This window comes from Actinoplanes sp. NPDC049316 (assembly GCF_040677315.1).
Lineage (GTDB): Bacteria > Actinomycetota > Actinomycetes > Mycobacteriales > Micromonosporaceae > Actinoplanes.
Genome location: NZ_JBFAQM010000034.1, coordinates 1 through 17,344, shown reverse-complemented (window position 1 = coordinate 17,344; position 17,344 = coordinate 1). Strand labels below are relative to the sequence as shown.

Genomic DNA, 17,344 nt, shown 5'->3' with positions numbered 1-17,344 from the left:
CCGATCCCCCTCACTGGTCACGGACGAGTCCCGCATAGCGGCCGCCGGCCGCCATCAGGTCCTCATGGCTGCCACGCTCGACCTCGCCGCCGCGGTCCAGCACGACGATCAGGTCGGCGTCGCGGATGGTGGACAGCCGATGCGCCACCACGAGGCAGGTCGCCCCGCGCCGGCGCAGGTTGTGGTCGATGAGCCGCTCGGTCTCCGCGTCCAGCGCGCTGGTGGCCTCGTCCAGGATCAGCACGCTCGGCCCCCGGACCAGGGCGCGGGCGATCTCCAGGCGCTGGCGCTGGCCGCCGGAGAAGTTCTTGCCGCCCTCCGCCACCCGCGCCGCCAGACCGCCGGGCCGGCAGGCCACCTCGTCGTACAGGCCGGCGTCGGTCAGCGCCTCGATCACGGCGTCGTCGGCGACCGTGGGGTCCCACAGCGTGACGTTGTCGCGGACCGTACCCTCGAACAGCAGCTGGTCCTGGTCGACCAGGGCGACCGTCGCGGCCCACAGGTCCGGGTCGATCTCCTCGCGCAGCCGGCCGTCGACGGTGATCTGGCCCGACCACGGCCGGTAGAGGCCCGCTACGAGCCGTCCGACGGTGGACTTGCCGCTGCCTGAGCCGCCGACGAGCGCGACCCGGGCGCCGGGCGGCACGTCCAGCTCGAAGCGTTCGATCAGCGGTTTGGCCAACGGGTTGTAGCCGAAGGTCAGCTCGCGGATGCGCAGGTGCCCTTCCAGGGGCGTGAACTCGCGCCGCGGCGGGACCGATGCGGGCGCCGGGTAGTTCTCCACGTCCCGCAGCCTGCTCAGGTCGGCGCTCATGTCCTGTAACTGCGAGCCGAGCGCGGTGAGGCTGCTGACCGGCCGGTTCATCATCGTGACCAGGCCCTGCATCGCCAGCAGGATGCCGACGGACAGGGTGCCGGCTAGCACCCGGTAACTACCCACGCTGAGCATGACGGCCGTGTTCAGCGCCGCGATCACCGCCGGCACGACGGCGAGCGCGGCGGTCGGCACGCCCAGCTTCTGCTGCCCCGCGATGACCGCGGCGGCGCGCGACGCGAAGCGCTGGAAGCCCTTCTGCTCCTCGCCGGCCGCCTTGATCGACTCGATCATCTGGATGGTCGTGTAGACGGTGCCGAACAGTTTGCCCCGGTCGGCGGCCATGCCCGCGACGGCGCTGGTGCGCTGGGCGGAGACGTACCGCAGCACCGCCATGTTGGCCGCGGAGAAGGCGACCGCGCACAGGCCGAGGACCACGTCGTAGCGGCACAGCAGCAGGCCGTACGTCACGAGCAGCAGCAGGTCGACGGCGGTGGTGGCGACTCGGCGGGTGAACAGCGCCGCGACGGTGTCGTTGCTGCGTACCCGGTTGGTCAGATCGGCGGCCTGGCGCTGGTCGAAGAAGGACAGCGGGAGTCTCAGCAGGTGCCGCATGAACCGCGCGGCGCTGCCGAGGGCGACCGCGCCCTCGGCGCGCACGAGCAGCCGTTGCTGCAGCAGGCCGGCCAGCAACGTCAGGACGACGGCGACGGCCATCGCGGCCACGAGCCCGCTCAACGCGCCGTGACCGTTGCCGAGCAGCACCCGGTCGACGAACACCGCCGTCAGCACCGGTGTCGTGAGACCGACCAGCGCGATGACGAGGCCCAGCAGGACGGTCTGCGGCACGATCGAGCCCAGGTTGCGCCACCGTGCCCGGAGAGCCCGGATCACGCTGTACCGGGTTCCGCCGCGCCGGAAGTCCGGGCCGGGCCGCAGGGTGAGGGCCACCCCGGTGTACGAGCCGTCGAAGTCCTCCCAGCTCGTGGAGCGCGGACCGGTGGCCGGGTCGTTGAGATGCACCCGGCGCCCGAAGCCCTCCAGCACCAGGAAATGCGCGAAGCGCCAGAACAGGATGACCGGCAGGTCGGTTCTGGCCAGGGCCCCGACGTCCATCTGGAAGCCCTTGGCCTCCAGGCCGTACGTGCGGGCGGCCTTGAGGACGCTCACCGCGGTCGAGCCGTCGCGGCTGACCCCGCAGGTCTGGCGCAGTTCCTCGAGCGGTACGTGCCGGCCGAAGTGAGCCAGGACGATGCCCAGCGACGCCGCCCCGCACTCCACGGCCTCCATCTGGATCACGGTCGGCGTACGGACGCGCCGGGTGGTGGGGCGCACCCCGGTCGCCGCCCCGGCGCTCATCCGAGCAACCAGGTGATCGGGTGTTCCCGGGCGATCGTGAACACGGCGGTTATCTGGCTCGTGGAGTTGAGTTGGAACGGCGGTGAGGCCTTCGTCCAGCGCAGGCCGCTCGGCGACGCGGGATCGGTGTGCAGCGGGACCACCACCCGCACGACGCTGCCGCCGGCGAGCAGGCCCGGCACGTCGGGGCCGCTGCCGAGGAAGGCCCGCAGTGACTCCGGGGTCTCCGGGAACGCGCCCACCTCGGTGACCTCGCCGACCATCGTGCCGAAGACGGTCGACGGGGCGGCGGGCGCGGTGACGGCGACCGTGTTGCCGGGCCGCAGCAGCGGCGCCGAGCTGGCGGGGAAGAAGACGACCGCCTGCAGCGCGTCCCCCGGAGTGTCCAGGCGTTCCATCTCGGCGATCCGGGTGCCCGGCTGCACGAGCCGGCCCTCGCTGACGGCCATGCCGACCACGTACGCGTCCCACGGGGCACCGACCGTCTCGACGGTGCCGTTCGCGCGCCGGGCGCTGTAGACCGGTGTGCCCTTGGTGATTCGGACGTTCGCCGACGTCCACACCTTGACGATCTGGCCGCTGAACGTGGCGTCGACGCCGGAGACGCCGTTGGAGTGCACCAGGACCCCGGCCGCGCGGATCGTGCGGTCGACGGTCCCCCACACCGCCCAGGCGCCGGCCGTGCCGACGGCGACGAGCAGCGCGACGGTCAGCAGCCAGCCGGGCACCGTCGCCAGCCGCACCACGTCGTCGAGTTCCTCGGGTGCCTCGAGCCGGCGCAGCGCCTGCCGGCGGAACATCATGCGGCGGCCCTCGATCCCAGCAGGAAGTCGGCGACGCTCGGCTCGACCAGCGGATCCAGTCCGGACAGTGCGGCGAAGGCGGCGGAGTCACCCGCACCCAGGGCGCAGGGCGCCAGCCCCATCGACGCCGCGACCAGGTACATCAGCTCGGTCAGCAGGCCGGCGTTCTTGAGGATCAGCGCGTAGCCGAGCCCTTCGTACTTCCACATCAGCCGGCGGATCCGGGCGGTCACCACCAGCAGCACCTGCGGCGGCCGCGGGATGGACGCGGCGGCGCTGGCGTAGGCCAGCAACCGGTCGGAGCTGGTCTCGGGGGTAGCGAGCAGTTCGAGCCGGTGCTCCACACTGTCGTAGTGGTAGAGCCCACCGGCCAGCCCGGCGCAGTGGGTGACCATGGCATACAGCTCCAGCTCGCACATGCCCCCGCCGCCCGGGTACGGCCGGCGGCCGACCTCGTGTCCGTCGACCTCCCGTACGTCGGTGGTGTGCTGCACCCGGTACAGGAACTCGGCGAGCTGGTCGAGGCTGATCGGGTGGTCCTGGTCGTGCTCGCGGATCGTGCGGCGCTGCGCCAGGACCGACGCGAACGACGGTGAGGTGGCGGCGATCCGGGCGCTGTCCGGGACCGGGAGCGGCACCACCGGCCGGCCGGGAAACGTGGCGTGCAGCCGCTCCGCCGGGAAGCTCCCGGCGAAGCGGTAGGTGCCGCCGATCGGCAGGGCGTGCCGGCCGGCCCGGGACCGGCCGTGCAGGCTCAGGTCCTCGGCCGACCACAGCGCCTGCGGCGGTTGCGTCGTCTCGGCGCGCTGGTCGGCGACGGCCGCGACCACTCCGGCGCTCAGCAGTTCGTCGAGCAGCCGGCCGGCGACCACCTCGTCGACGCCCGCGGCGGCACCGAACGCCGCGCTGTCGCACCCGTCCTCCCCGACCGCGTCGAGCAGGGCACCCAGCACCCGGCGGTCGGGCACGCCGACGGTGACCGTGGACAACGGTGTCTGGGCCACCATCCGGCCGTCGTCGGCGCGGATGGCCACGAACCTCGACAGCCGGTAGCCGCAGCCCGGCTCGTGCCGGCGATCCGGCTGCGCGCCCCAGCGGCCGAGGCCCGTCGGCAACACCTCCAGCAGCGGCCGGCCGGGCAACCCCAACCGGCGGTCCAGCCAGCAGGTGAGGACGAGCCGGCGCAACAGCACCTGCGCCGCCATGATCTGCGCCTCGCCCTCGATCTCCGAGACGAGCCGGTTGGCGTCGAGGTGGCTCACCCAGGTGTCGGCCAGGCGCAGCAGCAACGCCCGGCGCCCGACGCCCGGTCTGCTCATCGTCAGCTCGAAACGGCTCTGCCGCAGGGTCAGCACGCCGCCGTCGGACGTGGTGAGAACCGCGTCCCGGCGCAGCCGGAGCGCCTCGGACAGGCCGGCCTGCCGGTGTACGGGTACCTGCGCGAGCACCATCGCCGTTCCTTTCAGAAGAACACGCTGAGCGGATTCATCGCCGTCTCGTCGGCGGCCAGACCGGTGCGTCCCAACCGGTGCGGCACGTCCCACAGCCGTCCCGGACCGAGCCGCCGCCAGAAGTGGCGCAGGCCCGGGACGACGACCCGCGCGACCCGCAGCTCCAGGTCGGGCCGGGACTGGTCGAGGACGATGACGTCGAGCCCGGCGCCGGCGGCGCGCCGTACGCAGTCCCGCACGTCTTCCGCGGCGTCACCGGTGGCGGTGCTCGCGTACGTGGCGGCGGTGGTCGGCGCGGCGTCGGACGGGGTCAGCCACGGGTGCTCGGCGATGCGTACGGTGGTGAACCAGGCGAGGGTCTCCGGGTCCTCGACCGCGTAGCGGGTGCGGTCCCCGCTCGAGCGGGCCACCATCGGCAGGAACTGGTTCACCTCGGCCAGCGCGCGACCCACAGCCACCGCCGGATCGGGGTGGGAGCCGAAGCCGACGAGGACGTCCTCGACCGGCCGGTCCGTGCGGGACGAGACCGCGGCGAACGTGGGGATGCCCACATCGGCGGTCAGATCCAGCGCCCACAAGCTGCGGCCGAGCCGGCGCGGATAGAAGTCGCCCAGCGCGTCGATCCACGGGTCCCCGAACGAGGCGAGGTCCACGCCCGGCATCCGCGACCGGTGGTACCACCACAGCGCCACGCTGTCGCGCTCCACGAGCTCGCAAAAGCCCTGGAGGATCGCTTCGGGGAGGGTTTCGCCGGCCGCGCAGCCGTTGGAGTCGGCGCCGCACACGTCCGCCTCGGCCAGGTCGGGGTGGCCGTACCAGCAGTAGGCGGCGGGCAGGTTCCGCGGTTCATCGTGGGTGAGCGACCACGCCGGGGACCACGCGATCTGCTGGTCGGCGGCGAGCCGCTTCGGCACCCGGTGGAAGTGACTACGCGCCGGCTCACGCGCCGCGTACTGCGCGTCGGAGAAGAGCAGAAGGTCCTGCGGGGGTACGGCACCGGGCAGGTCCGGCCAGGCCGCGCGGATCGTCGTACGCTCGCCACGCCAGACGCCGCAGTACCGTTCGACGGCCTCTCCCACCGCTGACATCTTCGCCTGGATCTCGGTGCGGCCCTTGCCGCCGGAGAGCCCGCGCAGGTTCGTCCGCAACATGGCCGGCCCCCGGGGCAGGGCGAAGTTGTGTCCCGCACCGAAGCTGTACGTGAGCCCGTTGTGGTAGTCCTCCATCGGCTCGAGACGGGTCACGACACCGAGGTAGCGGTCGACGTGCCGGGCCAGCCGCCGGTACGTCTGCGCGGCGGCCGCCGAACGGGACCCGCCGTCCGCGGACACCGTCACCGGGGCCGGTTCCAGCACGATGCGGCCGCCCGGCGCGGGAGGCTCGCCGCAGGCGGCACAGTACGGCTGCCGGACCAGATCGTGCCCCTCGCCGGTGAGCGTGCCGGTGTCGAAGGTGACGAGCCGGCCGGTCAGCCGGGACGAACGGCCGGTGGCGGCGAGGACCGGCAACTCGGCGGCGAGCATCCCCGCCGCGATCGCGATCGTCGCCGGAATGCTCGCCCGCGCCGGGTCCGGCCGTGGTCCCGGCAGCAGACTGTCGAGGTAGGACAGTACGGGCTCGTTCTCCGTCCAGCGCTGCCGCAGGCACTGCCAGCAGCCGGTTTCGCCGGGCAGGAAGTGCGGTCCGAGCAGGAGCACGGTGCCGTGTGGACGGACCATCGTCCAGCCCCGGCCGTCGGCGAGCCGGGCCGCGTTGAAGGCGGCGAGCCCGGGATCGGTGGGGCTGCTCACGGCGACGACGATCGGGCCGTCACCCACCTCACCGGTGACCTTCATCCCCAGCTCGAGCAGGTGACTCTCGACCGCCGCGACGCCGGGCGCGCCGGCGTCCACCAGCGACACGGTGAGCTGCCGAGCGGCATCGTCGGGATCGACGCCCCGCGCGTCCCACGCCGCCGCCACGTCGGCCGGCGCGGCGGTGGGGCCGTCGGCCAGCAGGCCCAGGCGGATCAGCCGGCGCAGCGACGCCGCCACCCGCCGCGGCGGATAGCGGTCCGCGAGCGCGCCGACCAGGTCCGCCGTCTCCGTGCGCCCGTCGGCCAGACCCGCGAGCTCGGCCGCGACCGGGTCCTCGACGAGCAGGTGCCGGGTCTCGCCGGCCACGACGAGATAGTCGCCCGCCGGCGCGCTCAACCGGACCGGTAGCTGATCCGCTCGGAATCTCGGACGCCGCATCGACCCATCTCCATCCCCTGGGGCGGACGTTCATTGTCGGAGAGCACCGGACCGAGATCCATCGATGGCACGAAGTGCGGCGATCGTCAGCCCAGGTCGAGGGCGGTCGGTGCGTCGTTCAGCCCGAGCAGCGTCGCCGGCTTGCCCGCCGCAGCCGGCACGAACAACGCGAAAACCTGAACCCGGGAGACGGCGATGCTCGGCGCGGACACCGGCTCGGTACGGCCCAGGCCGAGCAGATCCGGGCTGGGCGGCGCGAGGGTGGCCGGCTTGCCCTTACCACCCACGACGGTGTCGGTCGCCCGCAGCGTGAGGAAGGCGAAGACCCCGGCATCGGTACGGGCCGCGCACTGCGACCAGCCGGCGTCCGTCATCGTGCGCTCCACCCGCATCCCGACTCCGGAAAGCTGCTGCCGGTAGACGTCCCAGCCGGCCGCGAACTGGCGGTCGAGCAGGTCACTGCTCGCCAGCACGGTGACATCGGGCGCGGCGGCGCTGATCGTACGGCTGAAGACCTCGGTCTCCAACTGCTTGCGCCGCGTCTCGTCCAGAGCGGTCCCGGTGGCCACCGCGGCGCCGCCCGCGAGGGTACGAGCCTGCGCCACGGCGCTCTGCCCGACACCGACGTTGTGGCTCACCTTCCACCCGCCACTGTCCTGGCGCACGAACTGCGTGATGTCGGAGAGCGGCAGCTCCGTACCCTGCACCTGCAGCGACGCCACCACCAGGAAACAGGAAGCGTCCCCAGCAGGCAGGGCGAAACCCGCCGCGGTGTGCCGGAAGGCGGGCGGCGTACGCTTGGCGATCCGCGCCCGGTTCGCCGACGCCAGACTGATGTCGAGCGACGGGGGAACCTCCTGAGCCTTCAGCCCGGCCGGATCAGACGCACCGGAAGCAGCGGAATCCGCCTGATCGAAGGCGGACAACACCGCGTCGGCAGCCTCCACCGAGAATCCGGGCCGCGCGGCAGCGGCCGGTGCACCGGCCGGCGGATCGCCGTTCGCACACCCGGCGACCCCCACGCTCAGAGCCACCGCCACACCAGCCGCCACTTTCCTCATTGCCGAAGTATGTGGCGCGGCCGGCCGCGATCGAGACGATGGCCACCGATGCTGCCACCGGCCCGCGCACGCTGACACGACCCGGTGCAACGGTCCCTATTCACTGGCCGGCGGGCGCCAGGTCCAGACGAGGACCTGAACGACAGTGCGAACCAGCGGCAGTAGCGGGCGACGCGAACGTCGATCTCCGGAGTGCGGCTGCTCCGCCTATGCGCTAGAGATCGTCATCGTCGTCCTCGGGCAGCGGGCCGTGCCACCACAGACGGAACAGATAGCTCTCCCGACCCTGATAGGCCGCTAGAAGTTCATCCACGCGTTGGTCTCCCTCGGCGGCCAGCGCGGCCTCGACCTGCCGCTCCAGCTCGGGGGCCTCGTCACGGCCGCGGTGATAGAAAGCCACCCGATATCGCCCCGGGCCATGAGGCGGTCGTATGTCGGAGATCGCCTGGCCTGTCTCGTCACCCACCTGCAACTCACCGGTAGGACAATCCAGGTCCATCAGGAGAGGTCCCGCCCACGTCGCAGGCGATGGACCGGCCTCAGGTTCGCCATCCCAGACGTCGACGTCGACGTGAATCGGGACGAGATTCTGCACGGCTTCGAGGTAGACCCCGTAGCCGGAGCTTGCGGCGATGTTCTGACGTGCCCGCGTGATGGCGTCATCGCCACCGACTCCTGCGTCGCAGTCGATGTCGCGCAGAACGACGATCAGGTGGTCGGGGCGTAGGGCCAGATGATGTTTGGTGACCGGACCTGCCACGGTCACCCTCCGATCGTCGTGGGACTTGTCACAGGCACAGGTTCCCTAGGTTCGCTTCGCGGCCGAAGAGTCAGGACGCACTCGCTTCGTGGTCGGGGTACCCAGCGATCCACGGAGACGCAGCGGGGATGCCAGGAGCGCTCGGCACATGGAGACGAAGACGATCAGCCAGGCCAAGACCGCCACGATGGTCCAGGCCCGGCCGATGCGCTCGACGATGGGCATCTGGACGGCCTTGCCGAGGTGCATGCTGGCCACGGCGTACATGCCGAGCGGGAAGACGATGCTCCACAACGCCGGCAGGTACGCCAGCCGCACCCGCTTGGCACCGTGCCGCCAAACCCCGAAGATCACCAGGAGGGGGATGAGCCAGCTCCCGAACGCCCACAGCACGACAGCCAGGCCCCCGACGACGGGTCGGGTGGCGTTGGCTGCCGGGGAGTTGGGCATGGTGAGGATCTGCGCGGCGGCGAGGACGGTGATCGCGGTGGCGCCCATGGTGACCCAGTACGGTGGGGTGAGGTCGGCAGGCCGGACCTCGAGCAGCAGCAGCCGCGTGAGTACCAGGGTGGCCACCATGAGGTACAGCACTACGCCGACCGACCACATGAGTACGGCGAGCAACGCGGTGAGCCGGGCGTGGCCGTGGGCGGGCTGGTCCAGCACGGCGGCGCTGACGGCCACCGACTGGGTGCCGACGACCCAGACGAACCAGGTGCCGTTGACGCCGGCCAGGACCGGTTGTGGCCGCGGGCCGAGGATCAGCCGGACGGGGATGGTGTAGGTCAGGGCGAGCCACACGGCCGCGCCCACGACAGCCAGCGCGATCGCGACGCCGCGGTGAGCGTCCCGGGCGAGCCGGGCGGCGAGCACGTCGAAGGCGGCGACGATGGTGAAGAACGCGAACGCCCGGTCCGGCGCGGTCAGGTCCGCCAGGACCAGCCGGGGATATCGCGCGATTCGCCACCCCAGCGCGAGACACAGCGCTATGAGGCAGCCGATGGCCACCACCAGGAGCACGACCGACGCACTCGTACGCCCGACGTCCCGCAGCGCGATCGAGCAGATGCCGGTCGCCATGACCAGCGCGAAGTAGCCCGGATAAAGATCACGGACTGTCATCCCACCGCCTCCGTCGCCCGAGGGCCGCCCGCCGGGTGACGGGCAGCCTAGTGCCGGACGTCCTCCGGGAAGCAGGGTCGTCCGGCACTTTCCCGCACCCCTGCGCCACCGATATTGCCGTGTCCATGGGCCCCGAACGCCAAAGATCTGCCACCTTCTACCGCTGTCGGCAGAGCACGCGACCGTTCGGTCTCGACCACGCCGGCGCCGGCGCACCGAGGAGTCACTCGGCGTAACGACGTCTCCGAGCGCGCTCACGATCCCGGCCGGTGGCGGCGTCGTCATCATCCCGTCTGCGCCGGGCCCATCGCCCCGTGCAGGAACAGATCGACCAACTGTTCCGTGGTAGCGGACGTGGCCTGCCGCCTGCCGCTGGAGCGGCCGAAGAACAGGGCGAGGAACGCATCGGCCGCAGCTTCGGCCGGCAACCGCAGTTCGGCTTCGTCGGGTTCGAACAGTTCGAGAACGGCTTGCCGGGTCGCGGCTTGAGCGGCATCACGGCCCGCCGACCGGATCCCGCTCGTGGGTGCGCCCGCATCGACACCATGGGATCCCGGCCTCGGCGAGCTGATGCAAACGCACCGGGCACGCCGTGATGGAGGAACGCATCCTCGGCACGCTGTTGTGCGACCTCGGCGCCGGCCCTCGGTGAGGTCACCGCTGCCCGGCCGGCGGTCCGCAGCGACCTATCCGCAACGTACGTGAACGGCCGAATGGCTCAATCTGCGCCCGCTCGTGTCGATGGCCAGATGGAGGTGCACGTGACGGGGCGGTCGGTAATGAGCGAAACGCAGCTTTCGGGGTCGGTCCGGCGACCCGCACAGGTGACCGGGCTCGAGGTTGAGGCCGAGCTGGGCCGTGGTGCGCACACGACCGTGTTCCAGGTGCGCCGCGGCGACGAACGCCTCGCACTCAAGCGTCCGCGCGGCGATGCCGCCGCCGCGCCCGAGACGCTGGCAGCCTTCTGCCGCGAGGCCGCTCTGCTGGCCTGCGTCGATCATCCCGGCGTGGTCCGCGCGTACGCGGCGGGCCGCTACGAAGGCGCCCCGGCTATGGTCACCGAGTTGCTGGAGGGCCACTCCCTCGCCGATCTGCTCGCCAACCGGGCGCTGACGCAGGAGCGGGTGGTGCAGCTCGCCGCCGAGCTCGCGCACGCGATGGCCGCCGCGCACCGGATCGGCCTGGTGCATCGCGACATCAAGCCGCACAACGTCATGATCCCGCCGCACGGCCCCGCCAAGCTGATCGACTTCGGCCTGGCCATGCTCGGCCGGGACGTGGACGAGCCGGACAAGGCCGTAGGAACGTTCCTGTACAGCGCCCCCGAGCAGTCAGGCATGCTCAAGCGCCCGGTGGACGGCCGCTCGGACCTGTACTCCCTCGGCGTCATGCTCTTCGAGTGCCTGACCGGCCGCCCGCCGTTCGACGCCTCGGACGTCGGCGAGCTGCTGCGGCTGCACACCACCGCGCCCGTGCCGGATCTGCGGGCGCTGCTGCCGGACATCGACCCGGTCCTGGCCGAGGTGGTCACGCGGCTGCTCGCCAAGGACCCGGACGACCGCTACCAGAGCCCGGCCGATCTGCTCGCGGCGCTGCGCGGGTGCGCGGGCGGGCACGCCCAGGCGATCCTCGACGCCCCGCCCGTGGACGCCTGGCCCGTCTTCGGCCGCGACGGCGAGGTCCGGCAGCTGAGCGAACGGTGGCGGCGTGCCGCGGCGGGCTCCGGTGGCGCCGCGGCCGTGCATGGGAAGGCAGGCTCGGGCCGCAGCCGGCTGGCCGCCGAGATCGCCGGCGAGGCCGCCGGCGCGGTGGTGCTGCGCGGCCGGTGCGCCGAGGACGAGGCGTTGCCCCTCGGCGCGCTGCGGGCGGCGCTGGAAGGGCACCTGGACACGATCGCCCGGCTGGGCCCACAGGATCGCGAGGAGGCCCGCGAGCGGATCCGTGCCGCCGCCGGCAGTGCCGGACCGGGCCTGATCGCCGGGCTGTCGCCGCGACTGGCGGCACTGCTCGGCGACTCGGGCGCGGGCGGGAGCGACGGCCGCGACGACCGCCTCTTCGCCGCGGTCGCCGTCTTCCTCAGCGAGCTGGCCCGCAGCGGCGGGGGCATGCTTCTTCTCCTCGACGACGTGCAGTGGCTGGACGCGGCGAGCCGTCGCGTGCTCGCGCTTCTCGGGCCCGACCTGGGCACGCTGCCGCTGCTGGTGCTGGTGACGGAACTCGACGACGCCGGCTCGCCGCTCACCGAGCTGGGCAGCGCTCTGGACACGACCGTACGGTGCGAGCCGCTGGACAGCGACACGACCGGGGCCCTGATCGCCTCCCGGCTGCCCGGCGCCCGGGTCCCCGCCGCGCTGGTGGACCACGTCGCGGCCCGGACGAGCGGCTCGCCGCTGGCGACTGAGGCGTACCTGTTGCAGCTGGTCGACGCCGGCCTGCTGGTGCCGCTGTGGGGTGAGTGGTACCTCGACACCGCCGGCGCCGACGCCCTGCCCGTCGCCGCGGACGCGCGTGCGCTCATCGTGGCCCGCTTGGAAGGGCTGCCCGACGACGTCCGGGAGGTGCTCGTCGCGGCGTCGGTCGCCGGCGGCCGCTTCCGTCACGAGGTGCTGACCGCCGTGTGCGGCCTGCCGGCCGGGACGGTCGCCGCGGCTCTCGGCACAGCGGCGGACCGGCGCATCGTCGAGGCCCGCGACGGTGGCCGGTACGGCTTCGTGCACGCCGCGCTGCGAGAGACGCTGCTCGCCGACGTCGCACCGGAGGTCCTGCACCGGTTGCATGCGGCGGCCGCCACGACGCTCGAGCAGCTGCCCCAGGAGATGCGCGAATCCGACCACGACTACGTGGTCGCCCGCCACTACCGAGATGCCGCCGGGGTCGCCGACCCGGCCGCACGCCGCCGCAGTGCCCTGGCGGCGTGCCGGCGTGCCCTGGCCGACCAGGCACCCGCCGACGCCCTCGAGTACCTGAGCGCCATCGTCGACGCGGCCGACAGCGGTCCGATCGACAGCGAGGTGCTGCATCCGCTGGCCACGGCGTACCTGCGCACCGGCCGCTTCGACGAGGCCCGCCGGACGCTGGATCGGGCGCTGGCCGGGGAGTCCGACCCGCGGTGCCGCGCCGAGCTTCGTACCACGCTCGTCGAACTGCACCACACCACCTGGGCCGACGGTCTGGCCGTAAAGGCGGCCACCGAGGCGCTGCAGGAGCTCGGCCGGCCGTTGCCCGGCAGCAAGCCGGCCCGCCTGCTGTCCACCCTCGCCATCGCGGCAGCCGGTGCGCTGGTCCGGCGCACCCGGATCGGGTACGGCACCGCGCGCGGTCAGCGCCGCGACGAGCTGGCCGCCCTCGCCGCCGTCCTGGACGCCGGCGCCTATGCCGCCGCGATCGGGCTGCGGCTGCGCGAGGCCGCGATCTTCGTGATGCGGGCGCTGTACGCGGTCAACCGCATCGGCCTGTGCCCCGAGTACGTCCGGGTGTACGCGGTGCTCGGCTACGTCACCGCGATGATGCGGCTGCACGGGATCGCCGAGCGCTGCCTGTCCCGGGCCGGCCGCGACGCCGCGACACTGCGAGATCCGGGCCTGACGGCCTACGTCGACTGGGTCCGTGGCTGCGCCCGGCTGTTCGCCGGCATCGACGACGGAAGCGGTTGGGAGAAGACCATCGCCACGCACTCCCGCTGGTTCCAGCCGGCCCAGATGTTGCCGGGCACCGCCACCACGTCGTTGCGGCTGCTCCTGCGCGGCTACACCCGTGAAAGCCAGGCGGAGTACGAACGCGGCCTGCAGCGGCTCGCCGACCCCACGCAGGCGTACGGCACCTCGTTCAGCATGCTCGGCGTCATGATCCCGGCCCAGCTGGGACGCCCCGCCGAAGCCGCGGAGGCGTACGCCGCGCTGCGTGAGGCCCTGCCGCCGGAGACAGCCACCGTGGTGCAGCGGGCCAACGTCGCCACCGCCGCCCTGTGCGCGGCGGTCGAAGAGGGCGAGTTCGGTGCCCGCTTCGACGCGATCGTCACCGAGTTCGAAGGCTTCGGCCTCCCCAAACAGAAGCTGATGGCGCACCTCAAGTGGTTCTACGTCTACCGCGCGCACGGCCGGATGGCGCAGGTGCGGCTGGCCGACGACGAGCAGCGACCGGCGCGGCTGCTGGCAGCGGAGCAGGCGATCCGGGAACTCGGCCGGATCGCGAGCTCCCCGCTGCTGCATCTCGCTCACCGCACCGCGCGAGCCGCGCTACTGCAGCAGCGCGGCATGAGCCAGAAGGCGATCGAACAGGCCGATCGGGTGGAACAGGACGCCCGGGCGGTCGACGCCCCTCTGGTGTCCTTCGAGTTGTCCCGCATCCGCGCCCGCGCCTTGCGCACCCTCGGGCACACCGCCGAGGCGGAGCGGCAGGCTCGGGTCGCCTACATGCTGGCCGGCACATACGGCTGGGAGCACCGCCGCCGCCAGGTGCGGGCCGAGTTCGGCATCGACGAAGCGCAGGCCAGCACGACGCGCACCTACGCCGACCGCAGCACCCACGCCGGCCGCAACCGCCGCCTCGAGGCGCTGCAGCAGGTGAGCGCCGCCGGTGCGACCGTCCTCGACCCGCAGCAGCTCGCCCGCGTGGCACTCGACGAAACGTTGCACATCCTCGGTGCGGAGCGCGCCCTGCTGTTCCTGGTCGACGAGTCCGGCGCAACCGTGCAGTTCGCCGGGCGCGACGCGGCCGGCACCGACCTGGAAGCCGTGAGCGGGTACGGCTCCACGCTCGTGCAGCGGGTGATCGAAACCGGGGAGGCCCTCGTGGTCGCCGGCACCGAGCAGGGTGCCGCCCTCGGTTCGCAGAGCGTCGTCGTGCACGGGCTGCGCAGCATCATGGTCGCGCCCATGCAGTTCAAGGGCCGGGTCCTCGGCGTGGCGTACCTGGACAGCCGGATGGCACGCGGAATCTTCACGGAGGACGACGTCGAGGTGCTGACCGCGATCACCAGCCACGTCGCGGTGTCGCTGGAGACGGCTCGCGCCGCCCAGCTCGGGCTCGCCGTCCAGACGGCCCGCCACCAGCAGCAGCTCGCCGAGACACTGCGGTCCAGCCTGGCCGAGCTGAGTGCCGTCCTGGAACCGCAGGAGGTGCTGCACCGGTTGTTCACGACCCTGCACGCCCAGGTCGGCGCGGTGGCCGGCGGGCTGCTGCTCGCCCACGGTGACGAGCTGGACGTCGTGGCCGTCGCCGGGTCCGCGGACCCGGCGGCGCACGGCCGGCGGCTGTCCGCCACGGCGGATCCGGCACTGGCCGCGGCGTGCGCGGGCGCGACTCCCGTGACGCTGCCCGCCGGCGCCGCGCTGCGCGGTGAACTCCTCGGCGACGCCGAGATCTCGCTCGCCGTGCCGCTGGTCTCCCACGACGGACCGGTCGGGGTGGTGCTGCTGGGTGGCGCCGGGTTCGACGACACCGCCCGCGAGGTGGCCGCCGCGCTGGCCAGCCAGGGCATGAGCGCGTACGGGAACGCCCGGCTGTTCGCCCGAGTCCAGGAGCTGGCGACCACGGACGAGCTGACCGGCGTCAACAACCGCCGCCATTTCTACTCGCTCGCCACGACGCTGCTGAAGATCGCGGCCCGCCACGACCACGACCTCGCCGCGGTGATGCTCGACATCGACAACTTCAAGACGGTCAACGACACCTACGGCCACGGCGTGGGCGACGACGTCATCCGCGAGGTCGCCCAGCGGGTGGCCGAGAGCGTACGCTCCTCCGACGTGCTCGGCCGCTACGGCGGCGAGGAGTTCGCGGTGATCCTGCCCGACCTCGGCGACCAGGGGCCGGACCTGGCCGAGCGCATCCGGCACGCCGTGGCCGCCACCCCGGTGCCCACCCGCGGCGGCCCGCTGCCGGTGACGGTCAGCGTCGGCATCACCCACCTGCACCCGGACGACGACGGCCTGGACCAGGTGCTCGCCCGCGCCGACCTCGCCCTGTACAGGGCCAAGGAAGGCGGCCGAAACCGCGTGGAGCAGGCCTGAGCGACTACCCCGACACCGAGGCCGCAGGGACGCGGGACCTGCCTCACCGTGCTCGCCGTCGTCCTTCGTACGGCCCTGCTCGCCGGCGCCGCTTTGCTCCTTCTGCGCTGACGGGCACAGTCGACTCCGGTTGACGCACCGCGCGAATCCCCCGCCGCCCGCCGTGACGGCTTCCTTCGGCGGCACCGAACACCCGGGAGAAACGGTCGGCGCACCCCTGGTTGGGTCCCGCCGGACCGGGTACCGATCCTGCATGGCAAACCGACACGCCCTGAACGCCGACGAGCGCAACGCGATGTCCGACAGCACATTCGCGTTCCCGCGCGTCCGCAAAGAACCGTTGAACGACGCCCGCCACGTGCGCAACGCGATCGCCCGCTTCGATCAGGTACGCGACGTGTCCGACACCGAGCGCGACGAGGCCTTCCGCCGCATCAAGAAGGCGGCGAAGAAGTACGGCATCGAGCTCGCCGAGAGCCGCTGGCAGGACCTAGGCAAGCCATCGGCCGGCCGCAAATCGTCGGACAAGGAACGCTCCAAGGCCCAGCTGTACGCCGAGGCCAAGAAGAAGGGCATCACCGGCCGCTCCACGATGACCAAGGATCAACTGGCCCGTGCACTGTCGAACTGATTCGGCAGCCCGGCCCCGATCAGCTGCAGAATCCGGCCGAGGTCGTCGACAATCCGGGCCGGCAGCTTCGCGACTTACTGCTGCACATTCGGTTCAGGGATCGGTGCGCCGGCTGCCGCTCACCGGCGAGCACTCGGGCCAGCTGTTCGCGTTGGCCCAGCAGTTGCTGCCGGCGCTGAAGGGCAAGTCGGTCGGCGGTGGCAGCGATGGGAATTTCACCGGCGATGAAGGGAGAGGTGGGCGGCTGGCCACCCGTCCCTGACCGATCAGCCCGACAATGCGTGGGTGGCTTTCTGCAGCGCGGCGACCACGGCCACCACCGACGGGTGCGCCGAGGCGCCACGGCGGTACCTGATTCTGGTGTGCAGGCGAGCCGGAACGGGAATCAGTCGTATGCCGGGCGTCGGCGCGTCCGCCGCGAGCTGAGGCACAATCGCGACGCCATGGCCGGCCGCGACCAGGGCGAGGACAGCGATGACATCGTCGGCCCGATGGCGCATCCGGGGCGTGAAGCCGGCGTCTCGGCACACGCTCGAGGCGACCTCGAGAGACAGCGTGCCGGTGCTCCCCAGGATCCACTCAGCGTCACGGGCGGCGGCAAGGGTGCTGATCGGCCCGTCGGCGGCGACCGCGAGGTACACACTTTCGGTCATCAGCGACACCGACTCTAGCGCCGGGTCGGTCCAGGCGGACGCGATGTCGAAGTCGTACGACAGCCCGATGTCGACCCGGTGGTCGCGCAGTGCGTTCGGCAACGCGACCGGATCCCATTCGCTGACCGACAGTTCCAGCCCGGGATGGTCGCGGCCGAGCCTGAGTAGGGCACCGGGGAGAACTGTCCGCACCGCCGCGGCGTGGGCGCCGATGCGGATTCGGCCTGTCGGCTCGGAGCGCACCGCGGCGAGCGCGGCTGTGGTTTCCTCCATCGCGGTCAGTACCGTCGCCGCATGACGGACGAGTACCTTTCCGGCAGTCGTGAGCGTCACACTGCGGTGGCTGCGTTCTAAGGCGTGTTTCGTAAGTCCCGCTTAGCCGGTACGAGGTCACGGCGTGGCGGTGATTCATAACTGAAGAGGTCTCCGGTAAGAGGGTTCAACG

The 17,344-nt window shown here is 72.3% G+C and carries 12 protein-coding genes; 4 read left to right on the top strand and 8 right to left on the bottom strand.

Annotated features, from left to right (window positions below; all coding sequences use genetic code 11):
* Window positions 1–10: 10 nt before the first annotated feature.
* The 7 genes from AB0K03_RS34865 to AB0K03_RS34835 form a co-directional block, all read right to left on the bottom strand.
* Window positions 11–2,173 carry an NHLP family bacteriocin export ABC transporter peptidase/permease/ATPase subunit gene (locus AB0K03_RS34865; protein WP_364694210.1) on the bottom strand — a complete coding sequence of 721 codons (2,163 nt, stop codon included), beginning with the start codon at window positions 2,171–2,173 and terminating at the stop codon, window positions 11–13.
* Window positions 2,170–2,976 carry an HlyD family efflux transporter periplasmic adaptor subunit gene (locus AB0K03_RS34860; protein WP_364694207.1) on the bottom strand — a complete coding sequence of 269 codons (807 nt, stop codon included), beginning with the start codon at window positions 2,974–2,976 and terminating at the stop codon, window positions 2,170–2,172. Before AB0K03_RS34860 ends, AB0K03_RS34865 begins: the two co-directional genes overlap by 4 nt.
* A complete protein-coding gene (locus tag AB0K03_RS34855) occupies window positions 2,973–4,427 on the bottom strand; it encodes a SagB family peptide dehydrogenase (protein ID WP_364694204.1) in 1,455 nt (484 codons plus the stop codon). The genes AB0K03_RS34860 and AB0K03_RS34855 overlap by 4 nt, the downstream gene beginning before the upstream one ends.
* Before the next feature lie 11 nt (window positions 4,428–4,438).
* The gene (locus tag AB0K03_RS34850) at window positions 4,439–6,661 is read right to left on the bottom strand and encodes a TOMM precursor leader peptide-binding protein (protein WP_364694201.1); all 2,223 of its coding nucleotides are present in this window, start codon (window positions 6,659–6,661) and stop codon (window positions 4,439–4,441) included.
* An 86-nt stretch (window positions 6,662–6,747) separates the two neighbouring features.
* Entirely contained in the window at window positions 6,748–7,722 is a 975-nt protein-coding gene (locus tag AB0K03_RS34845; protein WP_364694198.1) for a hypothetical protein, read from the bottom strand.
* Between the two features lie 214 nt (window positions 7,723–7,936).
* The gene (locus tag AB0K03_RS34840) at window positions 7,937–8,488 is read right to left on the bottom strand and encodes a hypothetical protein (protein WP_364694195.1); all 552 of its coding nucleotides are present in this window, start codon (window positions 8,486–8,488) and stop codon (window positions 7,937–7,939) included.
* A 39-nt stretch (window positions 8,489–8,527) separates the two neighbouring features.
* A complete protein-coding gene (locus AB0K03_RS34835; RefSeq protein WP_364694192.1) occupies window positions 8,528–9,604 on the bottom strand; it encodes a tellurite resistance/C4-dicarboxylate transporter family protein in 1,077 nt (358 codons plus the stop codon).
* A gap of 314 nt (window positions 9,605–9,918) precedes the next feature.
* On the opposite strand from AB0K03_RS34835, the gene AB0K03_RS34830 reads away from it, so the two are divergent.
* The 4 genes from AB0K03_RS34830 (at window position 9,919) to AB0K03_RS34815 (ending at window position 16,508) form a co-directional block, all read left to right on the top strand.
* Window positions 9,919–10,200: a hypothetical protein gene (locus AB0K03_RS34830; protein WP_364694189.1), complete on the top strand. Its 282-nt coding sequence runs from the start codon at window positions 9,919–9,921 to the stop codon at window positions 10,198–10,200.
* Between the two features lie 228 nt (window positions 10,201–10,428).
* A complete protein-coding gene (locus AB0K03_RS34825) occupies window positions 10,429–15,615 on the top strand; it encodes a diguanylate cyclase (protein ID WP_364694187.1) in 5,187 nt (1,728 codons plus the stop codon).
* A gap of 253 nt (window positions 15,616–15,868) precedes the next feature.
* Entirely contained in the window at window positions 15,869–16,246 is a 378-nt protein-coding gene (locus AB0K03_RS34820) for a DUF6582 domain-containing protein (RefSeq protein WP_364694184.1), read from the top strand.
* A gap of 103 nt (window positions 16,247–16,349) precedes the next feature.
* A complete protein-coding gene (locus AB0K03_RS34815) occupies window positions 16,350–16,508 on the top strand; it encodes a hypothetical protein (protein WP_364694181.1) in 159 nt (52 codons plus the stop codon).
* 4 nt (window positions 16,509–16,512) lie between these two features.
* Here AB0K03_RS34815 and AB0K03_RS34810 read toward each other — a convergent pair whose 3' ends face one another.
* The gene (locus AB0K03_RS34810) at window positions 16,513–17,232 is read right to left on the bottom strand and encodes a LysR substrate-binding domain-containing protein (protein WP_364694178.1); all 720 of its coding nucleotides are present in this window, start codon (window positions 17,230–17,232) and stop codon (window positions 16,513–16,515) included.
* Between the last annotated feature and the right edge of the window lie 112 nt (window positions 17,233–17,344).